Source organism: Rubrivirga sp. SAORIC476, assembly GCF_002283555.1.
Classification (GTDB): Bacteria; Bacteroidota; Rhodothermia; order Rhodothermales; family Rubricoccaceae; genus Rubrivirga.
This window is the reverse complement of record NZ_MVOI01000006.1, coordinates 596,435-612,351: the sequence shown is the minus strand read 5'-3', so window position 1 is coordinate 612,351 and position 15,917 is coordinate 596,435. Positions and strand designations below refer to the sequence as shown.

The 15,917-nt window shown below is 70.8% G+C and carries 12 protein-coding genes and 1 tRNA gene; 9 read left to right on the top strand and 4 right to left on the bottom strand.

The features are described 5' to 3' along the window. Positions 1–70 precede the first annotated feature (70 nt). On the bottom strand, positions 71–1,021 hold the full coding sequence (locus B1759_RS14185) for a hypothetical protein (protein WP_095515714.1): 951 nt from the start codon (positions 1,019–1,021) through the stop codon (positions 71–73). A gap of 174 nt (positions 1,022–1,195) precedes the next feature. Here B1759_RS14185 and B1759_RS14180 point away from each other — a divergent pair, with 174 nt between their 5' ends. The 4 genes from B1759_RS14180 to B1759_RS14165 all read left to right on the top strand — a co-directional run bounded on the left by B1759_RS14180 (position 1,196) and on the right by B1759_RS14165 (position 3,736). Beyond that, entirely contained in the window at positions 1,196–1,591 is a 396-nt protein-coding gene (locus B1759_RS14180; RefSeq protein ID WP_095515713.1) for a hypothetical protein, read from the top strand. An 80-nt stretch (positions 1,592–1,671) separates the two neighbouring features. Next, positions 1,672–1,956, top strand: a complete 285-nt coding sequence (locus B1759_RS14175) for a hypothetical protein (RefSeq protein WP_095515712.1) — start codon at positions 1,672–1,674, stop codon at positions 1,954–1,956. A 225-nt stretch (positions 1,957–2,181) separates the two neighbouring features. Next, complete coding sequence (locus tag B1759_RS14170) at positions 2,182–3,237, top strand: hypothetical protein (protein ID WP_095515711.1); 1,056 nt, start codon at positions 2,182–2,184, stop codon at positions 3,235–3,237. Positions 3,238–3,331: 94 nt separating this feature from the next. Beyond that, the gene (locus B1759_RS14165; RefSeq protein WP_143537397.1) at positions 3,332–3,736 is read left to right on the top strand and encodes a hypothetical protein; all 405 of its coding nucleotides are present in this window, start codon (positions 3,332–3,334) and stop codon (positions 3,734–3,736) included. 196 nt (positions 3,737–3,932) lie between these two features. Here B1759_RS14165 and B1759_RS14160 read toward each other — a convergent pair. Next, positions 3,933–4,004, bottom strand: a tRNA-Thr gene (locus B1759_RS14160). Positions 4,005–4,158: 154 nt separating this feature from the next. On the opposite strand from B1759_RS14160, the gene B1759_RS14155 reads away from it, so the two are divergent. The 3 genes from B1759_RS14155 (at position 4,159) to B1759_RS14145 (ending at position 8,281) form a co-directional block, all read left to right on the top strand. Next, positions 4,159–6,093 (top strand): ABC-F family ATP-binding cassette domain-containing protein, encoded by a 1,935-nt coding sequence (locus B1759_RS14155; protein WP_095515709.1) that lies wholly within the window; start codon positions 4,159–4,161, stop codon positions 6,091–6,093. A gap of 70 nt (positions 6,094–6,163) precedes the next feature. Beyond that, positions 6,164–6,628 (top strand): carboxypeptidase-like regulatory domain-containing protein, encoded by a 465-nt coding sequence (locus B1759_RS14150; protein ID WP_095515708.1) that lies wholly within the window; start codon positions 6,164–6,166, stop codon positions 6,626–6,628. A 21-nt stretch (positions 6,629–6,649) separates the two neighbouring features. After that, positions 6,650–8,281, top strand: a complete 1,632-nt coding sequence (locus B1759_RS14145) for an NFACT family protein (RefSeq protein WP_095515707.1) — start codon at positions 6,650–6,652, stop codon at positions 8,279–8,281. A 398-nt stretch (positions 8,282–8,679) separates the two neighbouring features. On the opposite strand, the gene B1759_RS14135 is transcribed toward B1759_RS14145, so the two are convergent. Then, positions 8,680–11,652: a M36 family metallopeptidase gene (locus B1759_RS14135; protein WP_158225268.1), complete on the bottom strand. Its 2,973-nt coding sequence runs from the start codon at positions 11,650–11,652 to the stop codon at positions 8,680–8,682. A gap of 380 nt (positions 11,653–12,032) precedes the next feature. Between B1759_RS14135 and B1759_RS14130 the strand changes: the two genes are divergently transcribed. Further along, the gene (locus B1759_RS14130) at positions 12,033–12,911 is read left to right on the top strand and encodes an undecaprenyl-diphosphate phosphatase (protein WP_095515704.1); all 879 of its coding nucleotides are present in this window, start codon (positions 12,033–12,035) and stop codon (positions 12,909–12,911) included. On the opposite strand, the gene B1759_RS14125 is transcribed toward B1759_RS14130, so the two are convergent. Continuing rightward, complete coding sequence (locus B1759_RS14125; protein ID WP_095515703.1) at positions 12,908–13,981, bottom strand: TlpA disulfide reductase family protein; 1,074 nt, start codon at positions 13,979–13,981, stop codon at positions 12,908–12,910. The genes B1759_RS14130 and B1759_RS14125 overlap by 4 nt on opposite strands. 221 nt (positions 13,982–14,202) lie before the next feature. Between B1759_RS14125 and B1759_RS14120 the strand changes: the two genes are divergently transcribed. After that, positions 14,203–15,816 carry a sigma-54 dependent transcriptional regulator gene (locus B1759_RS14120; protein ID WP_158225267.1) on the top strand — a complete coding sequence of 538 codons (1,614 nt, stop codon included), beginning with the start codon at positions 14,203–14,205 and terminating at the stop codon, positions 15,814–15,816. The last annotated feature ends 101 nt before the right edge of the window (positions 15,817–15,917 follow it).

Sequence of the window (15,917 nt, the reverse complement as noted above, 5' to 3'; positions counted from 1 at the left end):
TTCGCCAAAGGACAGAGGCCCGCCCCGGTACCGAACCGGGGCGGGCCTCCCTGTGTCCGGTCTCTCCCGCCTACTCCGTCTCGGCGTCGATGTAGGCGACGATCCCGGAGCCGTACGCGGCCTCCTGCGCCGCGTCCCGTGCCTCGGCGCGGAGGGCGTCCCGGACGGCCTGAGCCGCCCCGGTGAAGACGATGTTGCACCCGTGTGTCGGCTTGCCGGGCGTGCCGCCGGTCACCGCCGTGACGTAGACGCGGATCGAGGGGACACGGTCCGTCGTGACGTTGTGCTCCCCGGTGCGGAGGATCGGCCGAATCCACGCCTCGTGCTTGGGCTGAATCTGCCCGATGACCTCCGCCGTCATGGGGTCGCCGGGGACCATGTCCGCGAGGACCATCAGGCAGTTGTCGCCGCGGTGGATGCGCGCCGGGTAGTAGGCGCGGGGGTGGATGACCTCCGCGAGCGTGGCGAGGTTGTCCTGAAAGACCGTCGTCGCCGCGAGCTTCGACGGGATGGCGAGCGCCGAGCCGCCCGCGGCCATCGTGTAGGTCTCCGCGTCGTCCACCTTCGCGGCAGCGTCGAAGCGGACGCCAACCGCTTCCATGTGAGCGACGACCTCCACGGCATCGGCTGCGATGGCGAGCGCGCGGGCCTGGAAGGGCGTCACGCCGCCGAGGTCGGCCGCGGCGTCCACGGTGAAGGCCTCCGCCTCCATCGCGTCGGCCTCTAGGGAGGCCGTGAGATCGTCGGCCATGTACCGGCATTCGCGGGCGAGATCGTCGGCGCTGACGTTCTCGGCGATCTCCGCGAGGGCCGTGTAGGCCTTCTGCACGTCGTCGGCCGCCCAAGCGTGGGGATCGTCGGCGTTGGCGCCGGACTCGTCGCAGACGCGAACCCAGAGGGCATCGGCGGTGCGGGCGCCGTCGTCGCAGATCGCGCCGCTGACGCGGTCGAAGTCACGGGCGAACTCGTCGCGGAGGTCGTCGAGGTTGAGGGTGGAGGCGGGGGCGGTCGTGTTGGTCATCGGGGGATGGGCGTGAACCCGGTTGGTTTGTGATCCCAATATACAGCCCTGGGCTGTACTTGTCAAGCCCATGACTGTATTTATTTCAGCCCTTGGCTGAATCTGATTCGAGCGGACAGCTTGACTGTATACAGCCCCCCGCTGTACCTTCTCTACACAAACCAACCCCGCCCCATGACTCCCCGCCCTCCGTCCCTTCGCGGACTCGATGATCCCGACGACCTCGCCCGCTACCTCGATCTCCGGGAGGAACGCGACCGGATCGACGCCGAACTGTCCGCCCTCGCTCCCGTCATCCTCCGCGCCCTGGAGGACGAAGACGACGGCCGGTTCTGCGTGCGCGGTCTCACGCTGGAGGCTCGCGTCCGCCGGACGTACGCCTACTCTGAGGAAGAGCGTGAGACGGCTCAGTACCTCTCTGACCTCCGCGCCGCCGAGCGTTCGCGCGGGCTGGCAACGGTGACGGCCGCGACCGGGTACGTCCGCGTATCGAAGACGCCCGCTGTCGAGGCCGACCGTCTCCGCGCCCTCAGTGCCGAGGCGGTGACGGCCGCCCGTGCTGCTGCTTGACTGTCTCGCGTCGCGTACCCTGCCGACCTCTCGCCTGATTTGGCGGGCGACCTCTCCCGACCACACACCTCCCCGCTCCCATGTCTACAGGTCCTCTTGCCCCCGCTCCAGAGCGGGGGAGCTACCTCGACTACGAGGGACTCCGCGACGCCGCCGCCGAGGCCATCAAGGCCGCCCGGCTCAAACAGGCGGAAGCCGCCGCTGCCGTCGCCGAGTTCAACCCTGACCGGAAGAAGCCGCCGACCGTCTCGGCGATCTCGAACGCCGTCCGCGAAACCGGCCCCAGCGTCGCCGCGCTCCAGCTCGACATCATCGGCGCGTTGACCGGGGCCACCCTCAGCGGTCCCCTCTACCGCGTCGAGTAACCCCATGAACGCGGAGTAACCCCATGAACGACGAACGGCCCGCATCCCGCGAGGGACGCGAGCCGAACGCCCACAAACCAACCGTGACAGAGCCCGTGAAGGCTCAACCCCGATTGACCATGTCCAAGGTACTGATTCGTCCGCTGAAGGCCAGTGCCGACCGACGAGCCGCCCCCGAAGCGGGGGTGAGTCGAGGCGTAGCACAACACCCGACCTCGTGAGCCGATGGGATGGGAGACACGCCGCAACGGCCGACGCTACTACTACGGCAAGGAGCGCACCGAGGACGGGCGCGTGCGGTCCGTCTACCTCGGTACCGGCCCGGTGTCCGAGTGTATCGCCGAGTACGCGGAAGGGCGACGCCTGGAGGCGTCTCTACGCCGCCGAGAGTTGGCCTGCACCTTCGGCCCCATCGACGCCGCCCTCAACGCCCTCCGCGCCTCTGAGGCCCGCCTACGGCTCTGGAGGGATGCCTACCTCGTGGCCACCGGGCACCGCTCCCACCGTGGCCAGTGGAGGCGTCGCCGTGGCCTCACACTGCCCCCCTTCACCCTCGACTCTCACCCGGCCGAAAGGCCCGCCCCGATGCCAAAGAAGAAGACTCCCGCGCCCGACTCCGAGATGTTCGTGGGGGGCACCCTTGTGGAGACCGACCCCGACGCTCTCGACGGACTCGCCGAGGCCATCGGGAAGTGCCGGGGCGCCGATCCGCCTCCCGGCGCCGTGGAGGACTTGCGGCGCATCCTACTCGAAGGCCCACGCATCGCCTACGGGCTCTCGGCAAAGCAAGCCCGGCAGTACGCCGCGCGCTTCGCCGCCGGGGGAGATGATGTTGCCGTCCGCACAATCATTGAGACCGAAGCCGCCTCGATGGAGGCCGATCTACGGGAGGAGACAGACGGCCCGCTCGTCCGCGCCGCGTGTCGGCACGCCGCTGACGCCCGCCTGATCCTCGACGGCGTTCGACGGGGCTACGTGTCCGCCCTCACGGGGACGTTCTACAACGACTCGGCGACCATGTGGGAGCGTCGGCAAAGCGCCGCACAGACGCGCTACCTCCGCGCCCTGGCCACCGTCGCCAAGCTCCGCGAGGTCGAGGCGAAGGAACGCCGCCGCGCCGACGTGCACGGCCTCCAGATGGACGCCGCCCGGCGCACTCTCCCCGCCCGTGGAGACCGGCGAAGCGTCTACGCCGACCTTCCCATCCGCGCGCCTCTGCCGTCTCGGTCTGGGGAAGCCCACGCATCGCCCGAGGCGGAAGAGGTGACGGCCGAACCCTAGTCGAACGGCTGAGTCAGAACCCTTGAGTACCGCAACAGCTATGCTCCCGCTGGCGCTATCCGTCTCTACTGCGTACCCGGTCGCGACTCTAGTCGTGCTAACTGCGCTCTTCGCCTTCGCCCCGGCCGTGATCAAGCGCTGGCGCTCGGCCGGTTGGAAGTTGCAACTCCGCGACTATGCCGTGCTCGGGTTTGCCGTCGCCGCGCTCGTAGGCGCCAGCGGCCACTACGTCATGGACTTCCACAGCCTAAACCGCTACGTCCACAATTGGGAAGTCAGCATGAGCGAGCCCTACAACATCGGAGGGACCATAGGCCCCCCACCTTCGGCCGAGGACATCGCCGAGTACGAGGCTTCCATCAACTACTCTCCGCTGAGTTTCATCCTCTCCATGCTGGCCGCGATCACAGTCGTGCCCGCATTCATCCTCTCATTTCCAGTACGGTGGGCGGCTCGGTGGTACGCGAGCCGTTACAGGCGGGCGCCACTACGGATGTAGGAGTCGGGACGAGGACTGTCACGTGACGCCTCCACATGAGGCCCGCCAGGGACGTCCGTAGACCGCACGCAGGGGCACGTTGGCGCGCGGATTTGCCGTACATATGCCGTACTTACCAAAATCGACCTCTCGGAGCGCCAAGCCGATACTAACGGAAAACGCCCCCCACGATACCGTGAGGGGCGTTTTCCGAGAGAGCCAACGGACGGATTTGAACCGTCGACCTGCTCATTACGAGTGAGCTGCTCTACCCCTGAGCTACGTTGGCGTCACTGGCGCGAGCGCCAGCGGATGGGAAACCTACGACGGACGGACGGGGAGCGCCAAGATGGGCCCGGCCGAAAACCCTGTGAACCGTCGCCCCGACACGAGACGCGCGTCGCGCGGGCGGATCTTGCGACTCCGCCCGCCTCGCTGCTCCCATGGCCCTCCTGACCTTCGACCGCGTCCGCAAGGACTACGGCACCAAGCCGCTCCTCGACGAGGTCTCGTTCGTAATCGAGGCCGATGAGAAGGTGGGCGTGATCGGCGCCAATGGGGCGGGCAAGACGACGCTGCTCCGGCTCGCCGCAGGCACCGAGCCCCCGGACAGCGGGAGCGTGCTCGTCACGCCCGGCGCCCGGATCGGCGTGCTGGCTCAGCGGCCCGACCTCGATGAGGCCGCGACCGTGCTCGACGCCGTCGTCGCGGGCGATGGGCCGGCCGCAACGGCGGTCCGTGCCTACGACCACGCGCTGGCCCGCCTCGACAAGTCGCCGGAGGATGCCGCGCTGGCCGAGGAGGTCGTCCGCCTGGCAGGGCGGCTGGACGCCGTCGGCGGGTGGGATCTGGAGGCGCAGGCCCGCGCCACACTCGACCGGCTCGGCCTGCCCGACCCCGAGGCCATCGTCGGGACGCTCTCGGGCGGTCAGAAGAAGCGCGCCGCGCTGGCCCGCGCCCTCGTCGAGCGCCCCGACCTGCTCATCCTCGACGAGCCCACCAACCACCTCGACACCGAGACCATCGAGTGGCTGGAGGGCCTGCTCCGCTCGTGGACGGGCGCGCTGCTGCTGGTCACCCACGACCGGTACTTCCTCGACCGTGTGACGAACCGGATGCTCGAAGTCGGCGGCGGCGACGTGAAGCGGTACGTCGGCTCGTACGGCGACTACCTGGAGCAGAAGGCCGCGCAGGCGGTCGTGGAAGCGGCCGAGGAGTCGAAGCGCCAGAACCTCGCCACGCGCGAGTTGGCGTGGCTCCGCCGCGGCGCCAAGGCCCGCACCTCGAAGTCGAAGGCCCGCATCGACCGCGCCCACGCGCTCCTCGACGCCAAGCCCGAGGCGGGGCCGGGCGAGATCGAGATCGAGACGGTGAGCACGCGGCTGGGCAAGAAGGTGATCGAGTTGCACGACGTGTCGAAGTCGTTCGGCGACAAGCACCTGATCGACGGCCTGACCTACGAGGTGCTGCGCGACGACCGGCTCGGCATCATCGGTCCCAACGGGACGGGCAAGACGACGCTGCTGGAAATGATCGCGGGGCGCCTCGACCCCGACGCCGGACGCGTCGAGCGCGGGCCGACCGTCTCGCTGGGCTACTACGACCAGGAGAGCCGCGCCCTCGCGTCGGCCAACCAGGAGGGCAGCACGCAGCGGATGATCGACTACGTCGAGGAGATCGCGGAGAACATCAAGATGGCCGACGGCTCGCTCATCACGGCGGCGCAGATGCTGGAGCGCTTCCTCTTCCCGCGCGACCAGCACTACACGCCGGTCGGGCTGCTCTCGGGCGGCGAGCGGCGGCGGCTCTACCTGCTCCGCATCCTGCTCGGGGCGCCCAACGTGCTCCTGCTCGACGAGCCCACCAACGACCTCGACATCCCCACGCTCGTCGCGCTGGAGGACACGCTCGACACGTTCGCGGGGGCGGTCGTGGTGGTCTCCCACGACCGCTACTTCCTCGACCGCACGGTGGGGCACCTGCTCCGGTTCGACGGCGACGGCACCATCCGCGAGATCCCAGGCAGCTACTCGGCGTGGCAGGAGATCGCGGCGCGCGAGGAGAAGGCGCGTGTCGCGGCGGAGGTGGCCCGGAAGGCCGCGGTGTCGGCTCCCCCTCCCCCCGCCTCGGCTCCCACGCCGACGCCCCCGGCCGACGCCCCGCAGAAGCTCTCCTACAACGAGAAGCGGGAGCTGGCGATGCTGGAAGAGCGGATCGCGGCCAACGAGGAACGGCAGCCCCAACTGGAGGCCGAGCTGGCTGAGCGCGCCACCGAGGCGGACGCGGTCATCGCGCTCTCGGCGGAGCTGGCCGCGCTTACGGCCCAGCTGGAGGCAGACGTGGACCGGTGGGCGGAGCTGGCCGAGCGCGCGGGGTAGCGCGCCTGCCCTTGTGCGCACTCGGCGTGGTCGCTTCCTTTTCCCAGTGCGTCGCCTCCCGTCCTCCCCCATGCGCTTCGTCCTTTTCGCCCTCCTCCTCACTGCGTCCGCCTCGGCGCAGTCGGCCGCCGACTCGACCGAGGCGGGCACGATCGCGGGCGTGGTGACGGACGCGGAGACGGGCCACCCGCTCATCGGGGCCAATGTGTACCTCCCCGGCCTTCAGCGAGGGGCCGCTACAGATGTCTACGGCTCCTACACCATCCTCGGCGTGCCGGCGGGATCGCATGACGTCCAGATCAGCTATCCGGGATACGAAGACGTTCGAGACCACGTCCAAGTAGGCAGGAGAGCGACCACTCCGCTGCCTGTGGCCTTAGTGAATGGTTACCCAGGGCCCGTCTATATGTGTCACGCCCCCTGGGACTATTCGATGATCCAGACTGGCATCTACTCCGCACGGGTTGTTGCACATGTGAGGCAACCCAACGTGTGCTACCCGGATCCCGAGTACCGATACACGGTCTCTTTCTGAGTAACGGGGCGACCTTGGGGCATGGATGTCTACACCCTGCGCGCCCTCGCCCGTGAGTGGGACGCCCGCCTCGGCGGCGCCGTCGTCACGGAGGCGTGGACGCAGAGCCCGCGCGAGCTGTCGCTCGGCCTCGACTCGGACGCCGGGCCGACGACCCTCCGCGTCATCTGCGACCCCGCCCTCACGCTCGTCTTCCGCACCGACGGCGCGGGCCGCCAGCGGCGCAACACGGCCGACGTGCTGGCGCGGGTCGTCGGGCGGAGGATCTCCCGCGTGCGTGTGGCCGAGCGGGACCGACACCTGTTCCTCGACCTGACCGACGGCAGCCGCCTCCAGATCGTCTTGTTCGGGTCGCGCCCCAACGCGCTCTGGACCGACGCCGACGGCATCGTCCGCGCCGCCTTCCTGGACGAGGACACGCACCTCGGCGAGCCCGCGCCCGCCGTCCGCCCGGCGCCCGAGGTGGAGACGCTGGAGGCGTTCGCGGACCGGTGGAAGGAGCGGAAGACGCTGGCGCAGAGTGTGGCCTCGGCTGTGCCGCTGTTCCCGCGCGGGCTGGCCACCGAGGCCGTCCGCCGCGCCGGGTGGGACCCGGACGCGTCGCCCGCAGGAGCCGACCAGGCCGCGCTGTTCCAGGCCGTCCGCGCCTTCCAGGCCGCGCTGGAGCAGCCCGAGCCGGTCGTCTACTGGCGCGGTCCGCTGGCCGAGGCGTTCGCCCTCGTCCCCCAGGCGGCGCCCCAGGCCGACTGGCGGGCCGAGCCGTTCGAGAGCGTCGACGCCGCGTTCGGCGTGTGGTCGAAGCGGTCGCTCGCGCAGCGCGCGTACCGGGAGGTCTACGGTCCGCTCGAAAAGCCGCTGGCCGCCGCCGCCGCCCGCCGCGCCCGCTCGGCCGAGGCGATGCTGGAGGAGCTGTCCCAACCGTCGCGGGCCGACCGATACGAGACGTGGGGACACCTGCTGATGGCGTCCGCCGGGGGCCAAGGGCCGGGGCACGAGGCGATTACGCTACCCGACATCCTGGGCGACGGGGCGCCGGTCGAGATCCCGCTCGACCCGGCCAAGACGGCCATCGAGAACGCCGAGCGGTACTACGACAAGGCGCGGAAGACACGCCGGGCGCGGGCGTCGGCCGAGGCGCGCTGGGAGGACGTGAACGCGACCGCGGAGGCCGCCGCCGACCTGCTGGCGCGCGTCCGCGCGACGACGACCGTCACGGAGCTCCGCACCCTCAAGGAAACCGAGGCCGACGCCCTCGCCCGCTTCCTCGGCTCGCGCGCCGACGACGGGCCGCAGGAGCCGTTCCGACGGTACCCGCTACCGGGCGGCTTCGAGGCACTGGTCGGCAAGCACGGGAAGGGCAACGCCCACCTGACGACGCGCGTCGCGAGCCCGCACGACCTGTGGCTGCACGCCCGCGGGGTGCCCGGCAGCCACGTCGTGGTGAAGCGCGCCGGGCGGTCGACGGTGGTCCCGCCTGAGACCGTCGCCGAGGCGGCCCGGCTGGCGGCGTGGTTCTCGACGGCCAAGACGCAGTCGGTGGTGCCGGTGACGGTGACCGAGAAGAAGTACGTCCGCCCGATCAAGGGAGGCGCGCCGGGGCTGGTGCGGGTAGACCGCGAGGACGTGCTGGACGTGGTGCCGGAGGCCCCTTGACCCGGTCCGCCTCGGGGGGAGTCGTGGGCAGACCCGGCGGAGCGGTGGCGAGCCCCGGCGAAGGCATGGGGAGCCTCCGCGAAGGCGCGGGGAGTCTCGGCGAAGGCATCGGGAGCCTCGGCGAAGGCATGGGGAGCCCCGGCGAAGGCGTGGTGAGCCTCGGCGAAGGCGTGGTGAGCCTCGGCGAAGGCGTGGTGAGCCTCGGCGAAGGCGTGGTGAGCCTCGGCGAAGGCGTGGTGAGCCTCGGCGAAGGCGTGGTGAGCCTCCGCAGAGCGGTGGGGCGCGGCCCTGGTCCGCCCCGAGCCCGAGGCGGGCAGGGCCGAACATGACGGCGGGGCCGAGCGACATGCGCCCGGCCCCGCCGAGACGCCCCGGAGGGCGCCGGATCCGTCTGGTCGCTAGCGGACCACCGTCATCTGGCGCGTGGCCGTGAAGTCGCCCGCCTCGATGCGGTAGACGTACGTGCCACTGGCGAGCGCGCCCGTGTCGACGGAGACGCGGTGGAAGCCCGCCGGGAAGGCGCCGTTGGCGACCTCGGCGACGGCGCGGCCCATCACGTCGTAGACGACGAGGCGGACCTGCGCGTCCTCCGGCAGCGCGAACTGGATCGTCGCGGAGCCTGCGCCGATCGGGTTGGGCGCGTTCTGGTCGAGCGCGAACTCGGTCGGCAGACCGGCCGAGGCCGAGGCCGTGCCGCCGAACGCGGCCAGGGCCGCCGTGCCCGGGTAGAACTCGTTGATCCGGTTGATGTAGCCCGCACCGATGTCGACGAGCCTCTGCTCCTCCTCATCCGTGAGCCGCTGCATGCCGATCGTCTGGACGCTCGCGATGAACGCGTTGACGCGGTTGAGCGCGATGTCCGGCCGCGGGCGCGACGCGGCGAGGGCCTGCTGCGCCGAGGTCAGCTTCGAGACCAGTTGCTCGCCCTGACCCGCCGTGAGCGCGGTGCTCGCCACGAGCGCCTGGACCGCGTCGACGCCCATCGAGGAGGTCGCGCAGGAAAGCGGGAGGTCGAACGCCTCCGTTCCGTCGGTCTTGTCGTAGTACCAGCCCTGGTCGGCGCTGGCGCCGAGGCCGCGACGCGCGAACGAGTCCCAGATGAGGCACTGGTTGGCGCCGTCGTTGATGGCGACGTCCGCGGCGAGGATGGCGTCGCGGCCGTCCACGAAGCCGGGGCGGCAGGGCTGGAGCTTGAGCCCCTCCGTCACGAGCTGCAGGGCGATGTTGTTGCCGCCCGTGCCGGTGTAGATGTCGGGGTCGAAGCCGTACCGGCCGACGAGGTTGCGCGTCATGTCCCACGCCATCGTCGCCCACACCGTGCCGACGCCGTGCGGGGCGACGGCCGTCTTGATGTAGTCGTACGTCATCGGGTTGACGCTCATGTCCGTGCTGTAGCGGTACGGGCGGATGCCCTGACCGTCCGTCGGCTGGTAGACGGCGTACGTGCCGATGCCGCGCCCGTCCGTGTTGGTGTCGGTGAGCAGGAGCGCGTAGTAGTCGCTCCAGCCCTCGCCCATCTGCTCACTCTCGAACGTCATGCCACCGCCCGAGTAGGTGGTCGCGAGGCAGCTCGTGGTGAGGCGCCCGCCCGTGAGGCGGTTCGAGATGCCGTGACCGTACTCGTGGACGATGATGCCGTTGTCGAAGTCGCTGTCGCGGTCGAGCACGGCCGCGCCGAGGTTGCGGACCGTCACGGTGGTCGGGAGCGCACTGATGAGGGCCGCGCCGTTCACGTCCGATACCATGCCCGCGGGGATGGTCACGGTCGCATCGGCACCGCCGAGCGTGCCCGGGTTGCCGCCCGCGTTGTTGACCACGATGACGCCGACGGCGCCTGCGTCCTGGGCGTTCTTGACCTTGATGGTGAAGGCGCACGAGCCGCGGTACACGATGGCCACCTTGCCCGCGACCTGGGCGCCGTTGACGAGCGGGTTGCACCCCTCGTTCGGCAGCGCCGTGCCGTCCGTGACGAGGACGCCTGCCGCCGTGAGGCCGGAGAGCGGGAACTTGGGACCGAACGCAGCGCCCGTCATCACGACCGTCTGGCCGTTGTAGGTGAGTTCGTTGGGCAGCGGGTTGGTCCAGACGTACATCTGCATCCGCGGCGCGAAGCCGTCCGGCGGCGTCGAGAAGTTGGCGTTGTTGGTGCCGCTGTAGTCCTGGCTCTCGGCACGGACGGCGTCGTTGCCGTCGGCGAGGCCCGAGAAGTTGACCGTCTGGAAGTTGCCGGCCTCCTCATCGAAGCCGTAGAACCACGTCACGTCGTGGACGATGTTGTTCCAGAAGAACGTGTTCGTCACCGCGGCGGGTCGGTACTCCGCTGCGGGCTGGGTGGACGGCGAGAACGGGAAGTTGAACCAGAGGCGCGACGTGCCGTCGGGCTCGGTGCCCTCGTCGATCCCGTTGGGCGAGACGAGGTCCACGCCCGCGTGGACGTTGTTGCCGCGCGTGATCGTGTAGGAGGCCGCACCGGTGTTGTGCCAGCCCAGCGGCGAGGCCTCCGGGTTGCCCGCCGTGAAGATGCGCGTCCGGAAGTCCTGGGTCGCGTTTCCCGCGTGGCTCGGGCTCTCGATGTTGCCGCCATAGACGCGGTACATGCTGACAGCGCCCGGGGTGGCGCCCACGGGGGCGGTGTCGGTCAGGCGCGCGAGGTCCATCAGCGTCGAGGGCGAGGCTTCCGGCGCCGTCGGCGCGACGACGGCCCAGCCCGCGGGCAGGTGGTCGTCTGCGGCCCACTGCTCCTCGTTGGCGAGGTCGTCCTGGTGGATGATGGCGCCGCTGCCCGCGTGGACGGCCGCCTGCCAGAGGTGCGCGCCGTCGGTCGAGGAGATCGTGACGACCCAGGCGAGTTCGACGCCGCCCCGGAACACCGGCACGTACATCAGCCGCGCCTGGACGGATTCGCCCGAGACAGCGTCCGTGAAGGCGACGCCCTCCCCGAGGCCGGTCAGGGGCTCCGGCGAGCCGCTGAGCGACACGGGGATGCCGAGCGCCCGCCCGGCGGCCTGGACCGCCTCGGCCGCGCCGAGGCCGCGCGCGTCGCTGCGGACGGCGCGGCGGAGGTTCGGGACGGCGCGGCTGCCGGCCGCCAGCACGGCGCCGGTGCGCCCCACGGCGACGTTGACGATGGCGTCGTAGACGGGGATGCCGTCGATCGCCTGCTGGTAGTAGATGTGCGTGATGCCCGAGACGCGGCTGACGTTCTGGTCGGCCACGACGAGGTCGGCGAGATCCGCCGGGGCGAGCCCGACGGCCGTCGCGTTTTGGCGGAGGTAGTCGGTGGCCGAGTCCACCGCGGACTGGGCGAGCACCGCGGGCGCACTCAGGAGGACGAGGAGGCCGAGAACGGCACGGGAAGCAAAACGAGCCATGTAGGGAGAGGGTGGCTGGGGGGTCGCCTCGCCTCCTCCCGTCTCGCGGTGCGTGCCGCGGACTCCGACAGGGATCAGGCGAGTCCGCGCACGAGTGCGCATGGCGCAGTCGCGCCGTGGGCCTCCCTGGGAGACCTCCCTGCCAGCGGAGGTCGAGCCCCAGTCGGGAGCGCTATCTACCGCCGTTCCAAGACTTGTCAATCCCTTCACACCTAGGGGAAAACACGGGATCGTTCCACACTGCGCGTCTGAACGCCCTCCCCTACCCGCCTCGGAGCCGAGGCGGGACCGGCTGCCGAGCGCCGGCATGCATCGCCGAGGCTCCACGGACGGCCGCCGCAGCCCCGGCGTAGGTTGGCGCCCCCTCTCCCCCTCCGCACATGACGTGGTGGCAAGCCGCGCTCCTGGGCCTCGTCCAGGGCCTCGCCGAGTTCCTTCCGATCTCGTCCTCCGGGCACCTCGTGCTCGGTGAGTACCTGCTCGGCCTGGACACGTCGAACGCCAACGACGTCACCTTCGAGGTCTTCGTCCACTTCGGGACCGCGCTCTCGATCCTGGTGGTCTACCGCGAGCGCATCGGCCGCATCCTCGCCGACGCGTTCGGCGCGCTGACCACGCCGAGCGCCTGGGCGCAGGCCATTCGGCCAGGGCCGATTGAGCGGACGCCCGGCTCGGAGATCCACTACCAGCCGCAGCCGTCGGGCGGGCGCGTGCCGTCGCTGCGGCTGGCGCTGTTCATCCTCATCACGATGGTGCCGACCTTCCTCGGCTACATCCTCTTCGAGGAGCGGCTGGAGGCGCTCTTCGGCGACCCGCGCTTCGTCTGCGGCGCTCTCATCGTGACGGGCGTCCTGCTCCTGCTGACGCGCCTCCGCCCGGACCCCGACGGCGAGCTCTCGCCGCTGAAGTCGGTCCTCATCGGCATCGCCCAGACGTGCGCCCTCATCCCGGGCATCAGCCGCTCGGGCTCGACGATCTGCACGGCCATCTACCTCAACGTGGACCGGAAGGACGCGGCCGACTTCTCGTTCCTGATGCTGCTGCCGGTCGTCCTCGGCGCGACGCTGCTCAAGACGCTCGACATGCTGGAGGTCGGCATGACGACCGGCTGGCTGCCGCTGCTCGTGGGCACCGTGGTGGCGTTCGCCTCGGGCGTGTTCGCCATCCGCGCGGTGCGGGTGCTGGTGCAGCGGCACTCGCTCCAGTACTTCGCCTACTACTGCTTCGCGATCGGCATCGCGGGGCTGATCTGGATCTAGTCCGCAGAGGCCGCCCGCGCGAGCGCGATGGCGGCCTCGATCTGGGCGCCCCGCTCCTCGGAGGCGGCGCTCTCGTCCAGCACCACACGACCGTCCGGCGCGAGCACGACGTAGTGTGGGTAGCCGTCGACGGCGTAGGCCCCGAGGGCGTCGGCCGGGGCCAGCAGCACCTCGGCGGTGTACGGCCGCTCCTGCAGGAAGGCCGTGACCTCGCCCGCCTGCACGTCGCGGTCGACATCGGCGTGGCCTGCAGGGGCGAGCCAGACGACCTCCTCGTCGTCGGCGTAGCGCGCCGCCACCTCGTTCATCTCCGGCCGTGCCTGCTCGCAGAACGTGCAGGTGGTGGACCACCAGAGCAGCACGACGGTCCGCCCGCGAAAGTCGGACACCGCACGCGGGGCCGCGTCGGCGAGGGACGTGAGCCGGATGTCCGGCCCGACGAAGCCCGGCGCGGCAGCCACGTCCGATGCCGGAGCGTCGAGCCACAGGGCCGTCCCGTCGGGCGACACCGCATCGAGGACGAGCGCACGACCGTCGAGCGAGAACGGCTCCCCCGGGGCGGCCCGCTCGCGCTGGTGCAACACGCCGAGGCTGTCCACCTCGGTCGCCCCTCGGAGGGCGCCGTCGCCGTCGAGGTCCACGAAGAGGTGGGCCCCGTCGAAGCTCGACTGCCCGGCCTGCCGCCGGATCGCCACCCCGGTACGGTGCTCCCCGACGACGGCGGTCCCCACGCGGAGGTCGGAGAGGGTGTAGAGCAGGCCCGTGCTTCCCTCGCGCACGAGCACGGCCAGCGTCCCCAGGCCCTCGATGGCCATCGAGGCGGACGACACCTGGTCGTTCAGCGGCTCCAGTGGGACGGACCGATCGGCGTGCCGGAGGGTCCCATCGGCTACCGTGACCTCCACGGGCGCATCGCGGTCCCGCCAGGTCAGCGACGCGGTGCCGTCTTCCCCCAGCGACGCGCGGCTGTAGCTGAGGCCGAGGTCCGCCTCCCCCGGGACGAGGTCGACACGGAGGGGCTGGGCCGACGCGAGGGGGCAGAGCAGCAGGGCGAGGAGCGCGATTCGCATCGAGCAGGTGGCGGGATGGGGAGGCCACGAATGTAGCCGTGCCCCCACCTCGCCCCCGGCCGGTGCCGGGGCTCGGGCCAGCGACCTCCGCGCCGTCTCATTGTGAGAAAACAACGGCGACAAACGGAGCCGGTCCGCGTCCGGCGTCCGGCGTGAACGGCGCGGGGTCAAGCGTGGCCGGGGATGTGCGATACCTGTCCCCCTCCTCCCCCTCCTACCCCGTGACCACGCGCATCTTCGTCGTCGACGACGACAAGCACTACGCCCGCCTCCTCTCGTACCGGCTCGACAAGCCGAAGGACCACGAGGTGTCGGTGTTCCATTCCGGCGAGGACGCGCTCGACGCGCTCGACCGCCTCAAGCCAGACCTCGTCTTCCTCGACATCATGATGCCGGGCATCGGCGGCATGGAGACGCTGCGGCGGCTTCAGCTCTTCGCGCCCGACCTGCCCATCGTGATGATCTCGGCCCAGGGCACCGCCGAGGTCGCCGTGGAGGCCATGAAGGGCGGCGCGACGGACTACATCACGAAGGGCCAGGACGACCTCGTCAAGCTCGACATGGTCGTGGAGCGCCTCAAGGGGCGCGTCAAGCTGGCCCGCGAGGTGGAGCAGCTCCGTGCCGAGGTGGCGCAGAAGTACGGCATGGAGGAGATCGTCGGCGACAGCCCGGCCATGGAGCGCGTCTACCAGCTCGTCCAGAAGACGCTGCGCGGCAACCTGACGGTCGCCATCGAGGGCGAGTCCGGGACGGGCAAGGAGCTCGTGGCGCGCGCCATCCACTTCAACTCGACGCCGCCGCCCGGCGAGCCGGAGGTCGGGCCGTTCGTGGTCGTCAACTGCGCGGCGATCCCGAAGGAGCTCATGGAGAGCGAGTTCTTCGGCCACGAGAAAGGCTCGTTCACGGGCGCCCACGCGCGCCACATCGGCAAGTTCGAGCAGGCCGACGGCGGGACGCTGTTCCTCGACGAGGTCGGCGAGCTGGACCTCGGGCTGCAAGCGAAGCTGCTGCGGGCGCTCCAGACGCGGGAGGTCACGCGCGTCGGCGGGACGGGCACCATCAAGTTCGAGTGCCGGGTGATCTCGGCGACCAACAAGAGCGTGCTCCAGATGGTCCGCGAGGGGACGTTCCGGGAGGACCTCTACTACCGCCTCTTCCAGTTCCCGATCGCGCTGCCGCCGCTGCGCGAGCGCGGCAACGACGTGCTGCTGCTGGCGCAGGGCTTCCTGGAGGCCTACGTCGCGGCGCACCCGCAGTTCAAGGGCCGCCGCCTCTCCGGCGACGCCGTCCGCACGGTGCTCGACTACGCGTGGCCGGGCAACGTCCGCGAGTTGAAGTCGACCATCGAGCGCGCCATCCTGATCGCCGACGACGACGAGATCGCCCCGGCCGACCTGCTGATCGGCGGGCCGCAGGCGATCCGCCCGTGGGCCGAGCGCATGGGGACCGCGCCGCACGGCGGCGATGGGGCCTCGGGACGCGGCTCGTCAGGCGACGGCGCTGCCAGCCCCGCCTCCGTGGTGCCCGAGGCTGCGCCAGCGGCCACCTCGGCGTCCGCGCCGCAGTCCTGGGACGACCTCCCCCCGCTGCCGGTCGCGACTCCCGCGCCGAGCGGGAGCGCACCGAGCGGAGCCGCGCCGGAGGCGTCGGGCGACGGAATCGCAGGCCTCGCCCCGGACGACCTGATCGTCCCGCTGGAGGAGCTCAAGCGGCGCGCCGTGGAGCGGGCGTACACGCTTCAGGAGGGCAACGTCGAGCGAGCCGCCGCCGACCTCGGCATCGGCCGGGCGACGATGTACCGGCTGCTCAAGAAGTACGACATTAGCACGGAGTAGGGCTCGCGCCCGCTCCGCCCGCTCGTCCGAGCGGCTGCGTGATCCGTGAGTCGGGCCCTCCCTCGAGAGCCCGCCTCGCGGATCACGCATCTATTGTCGCC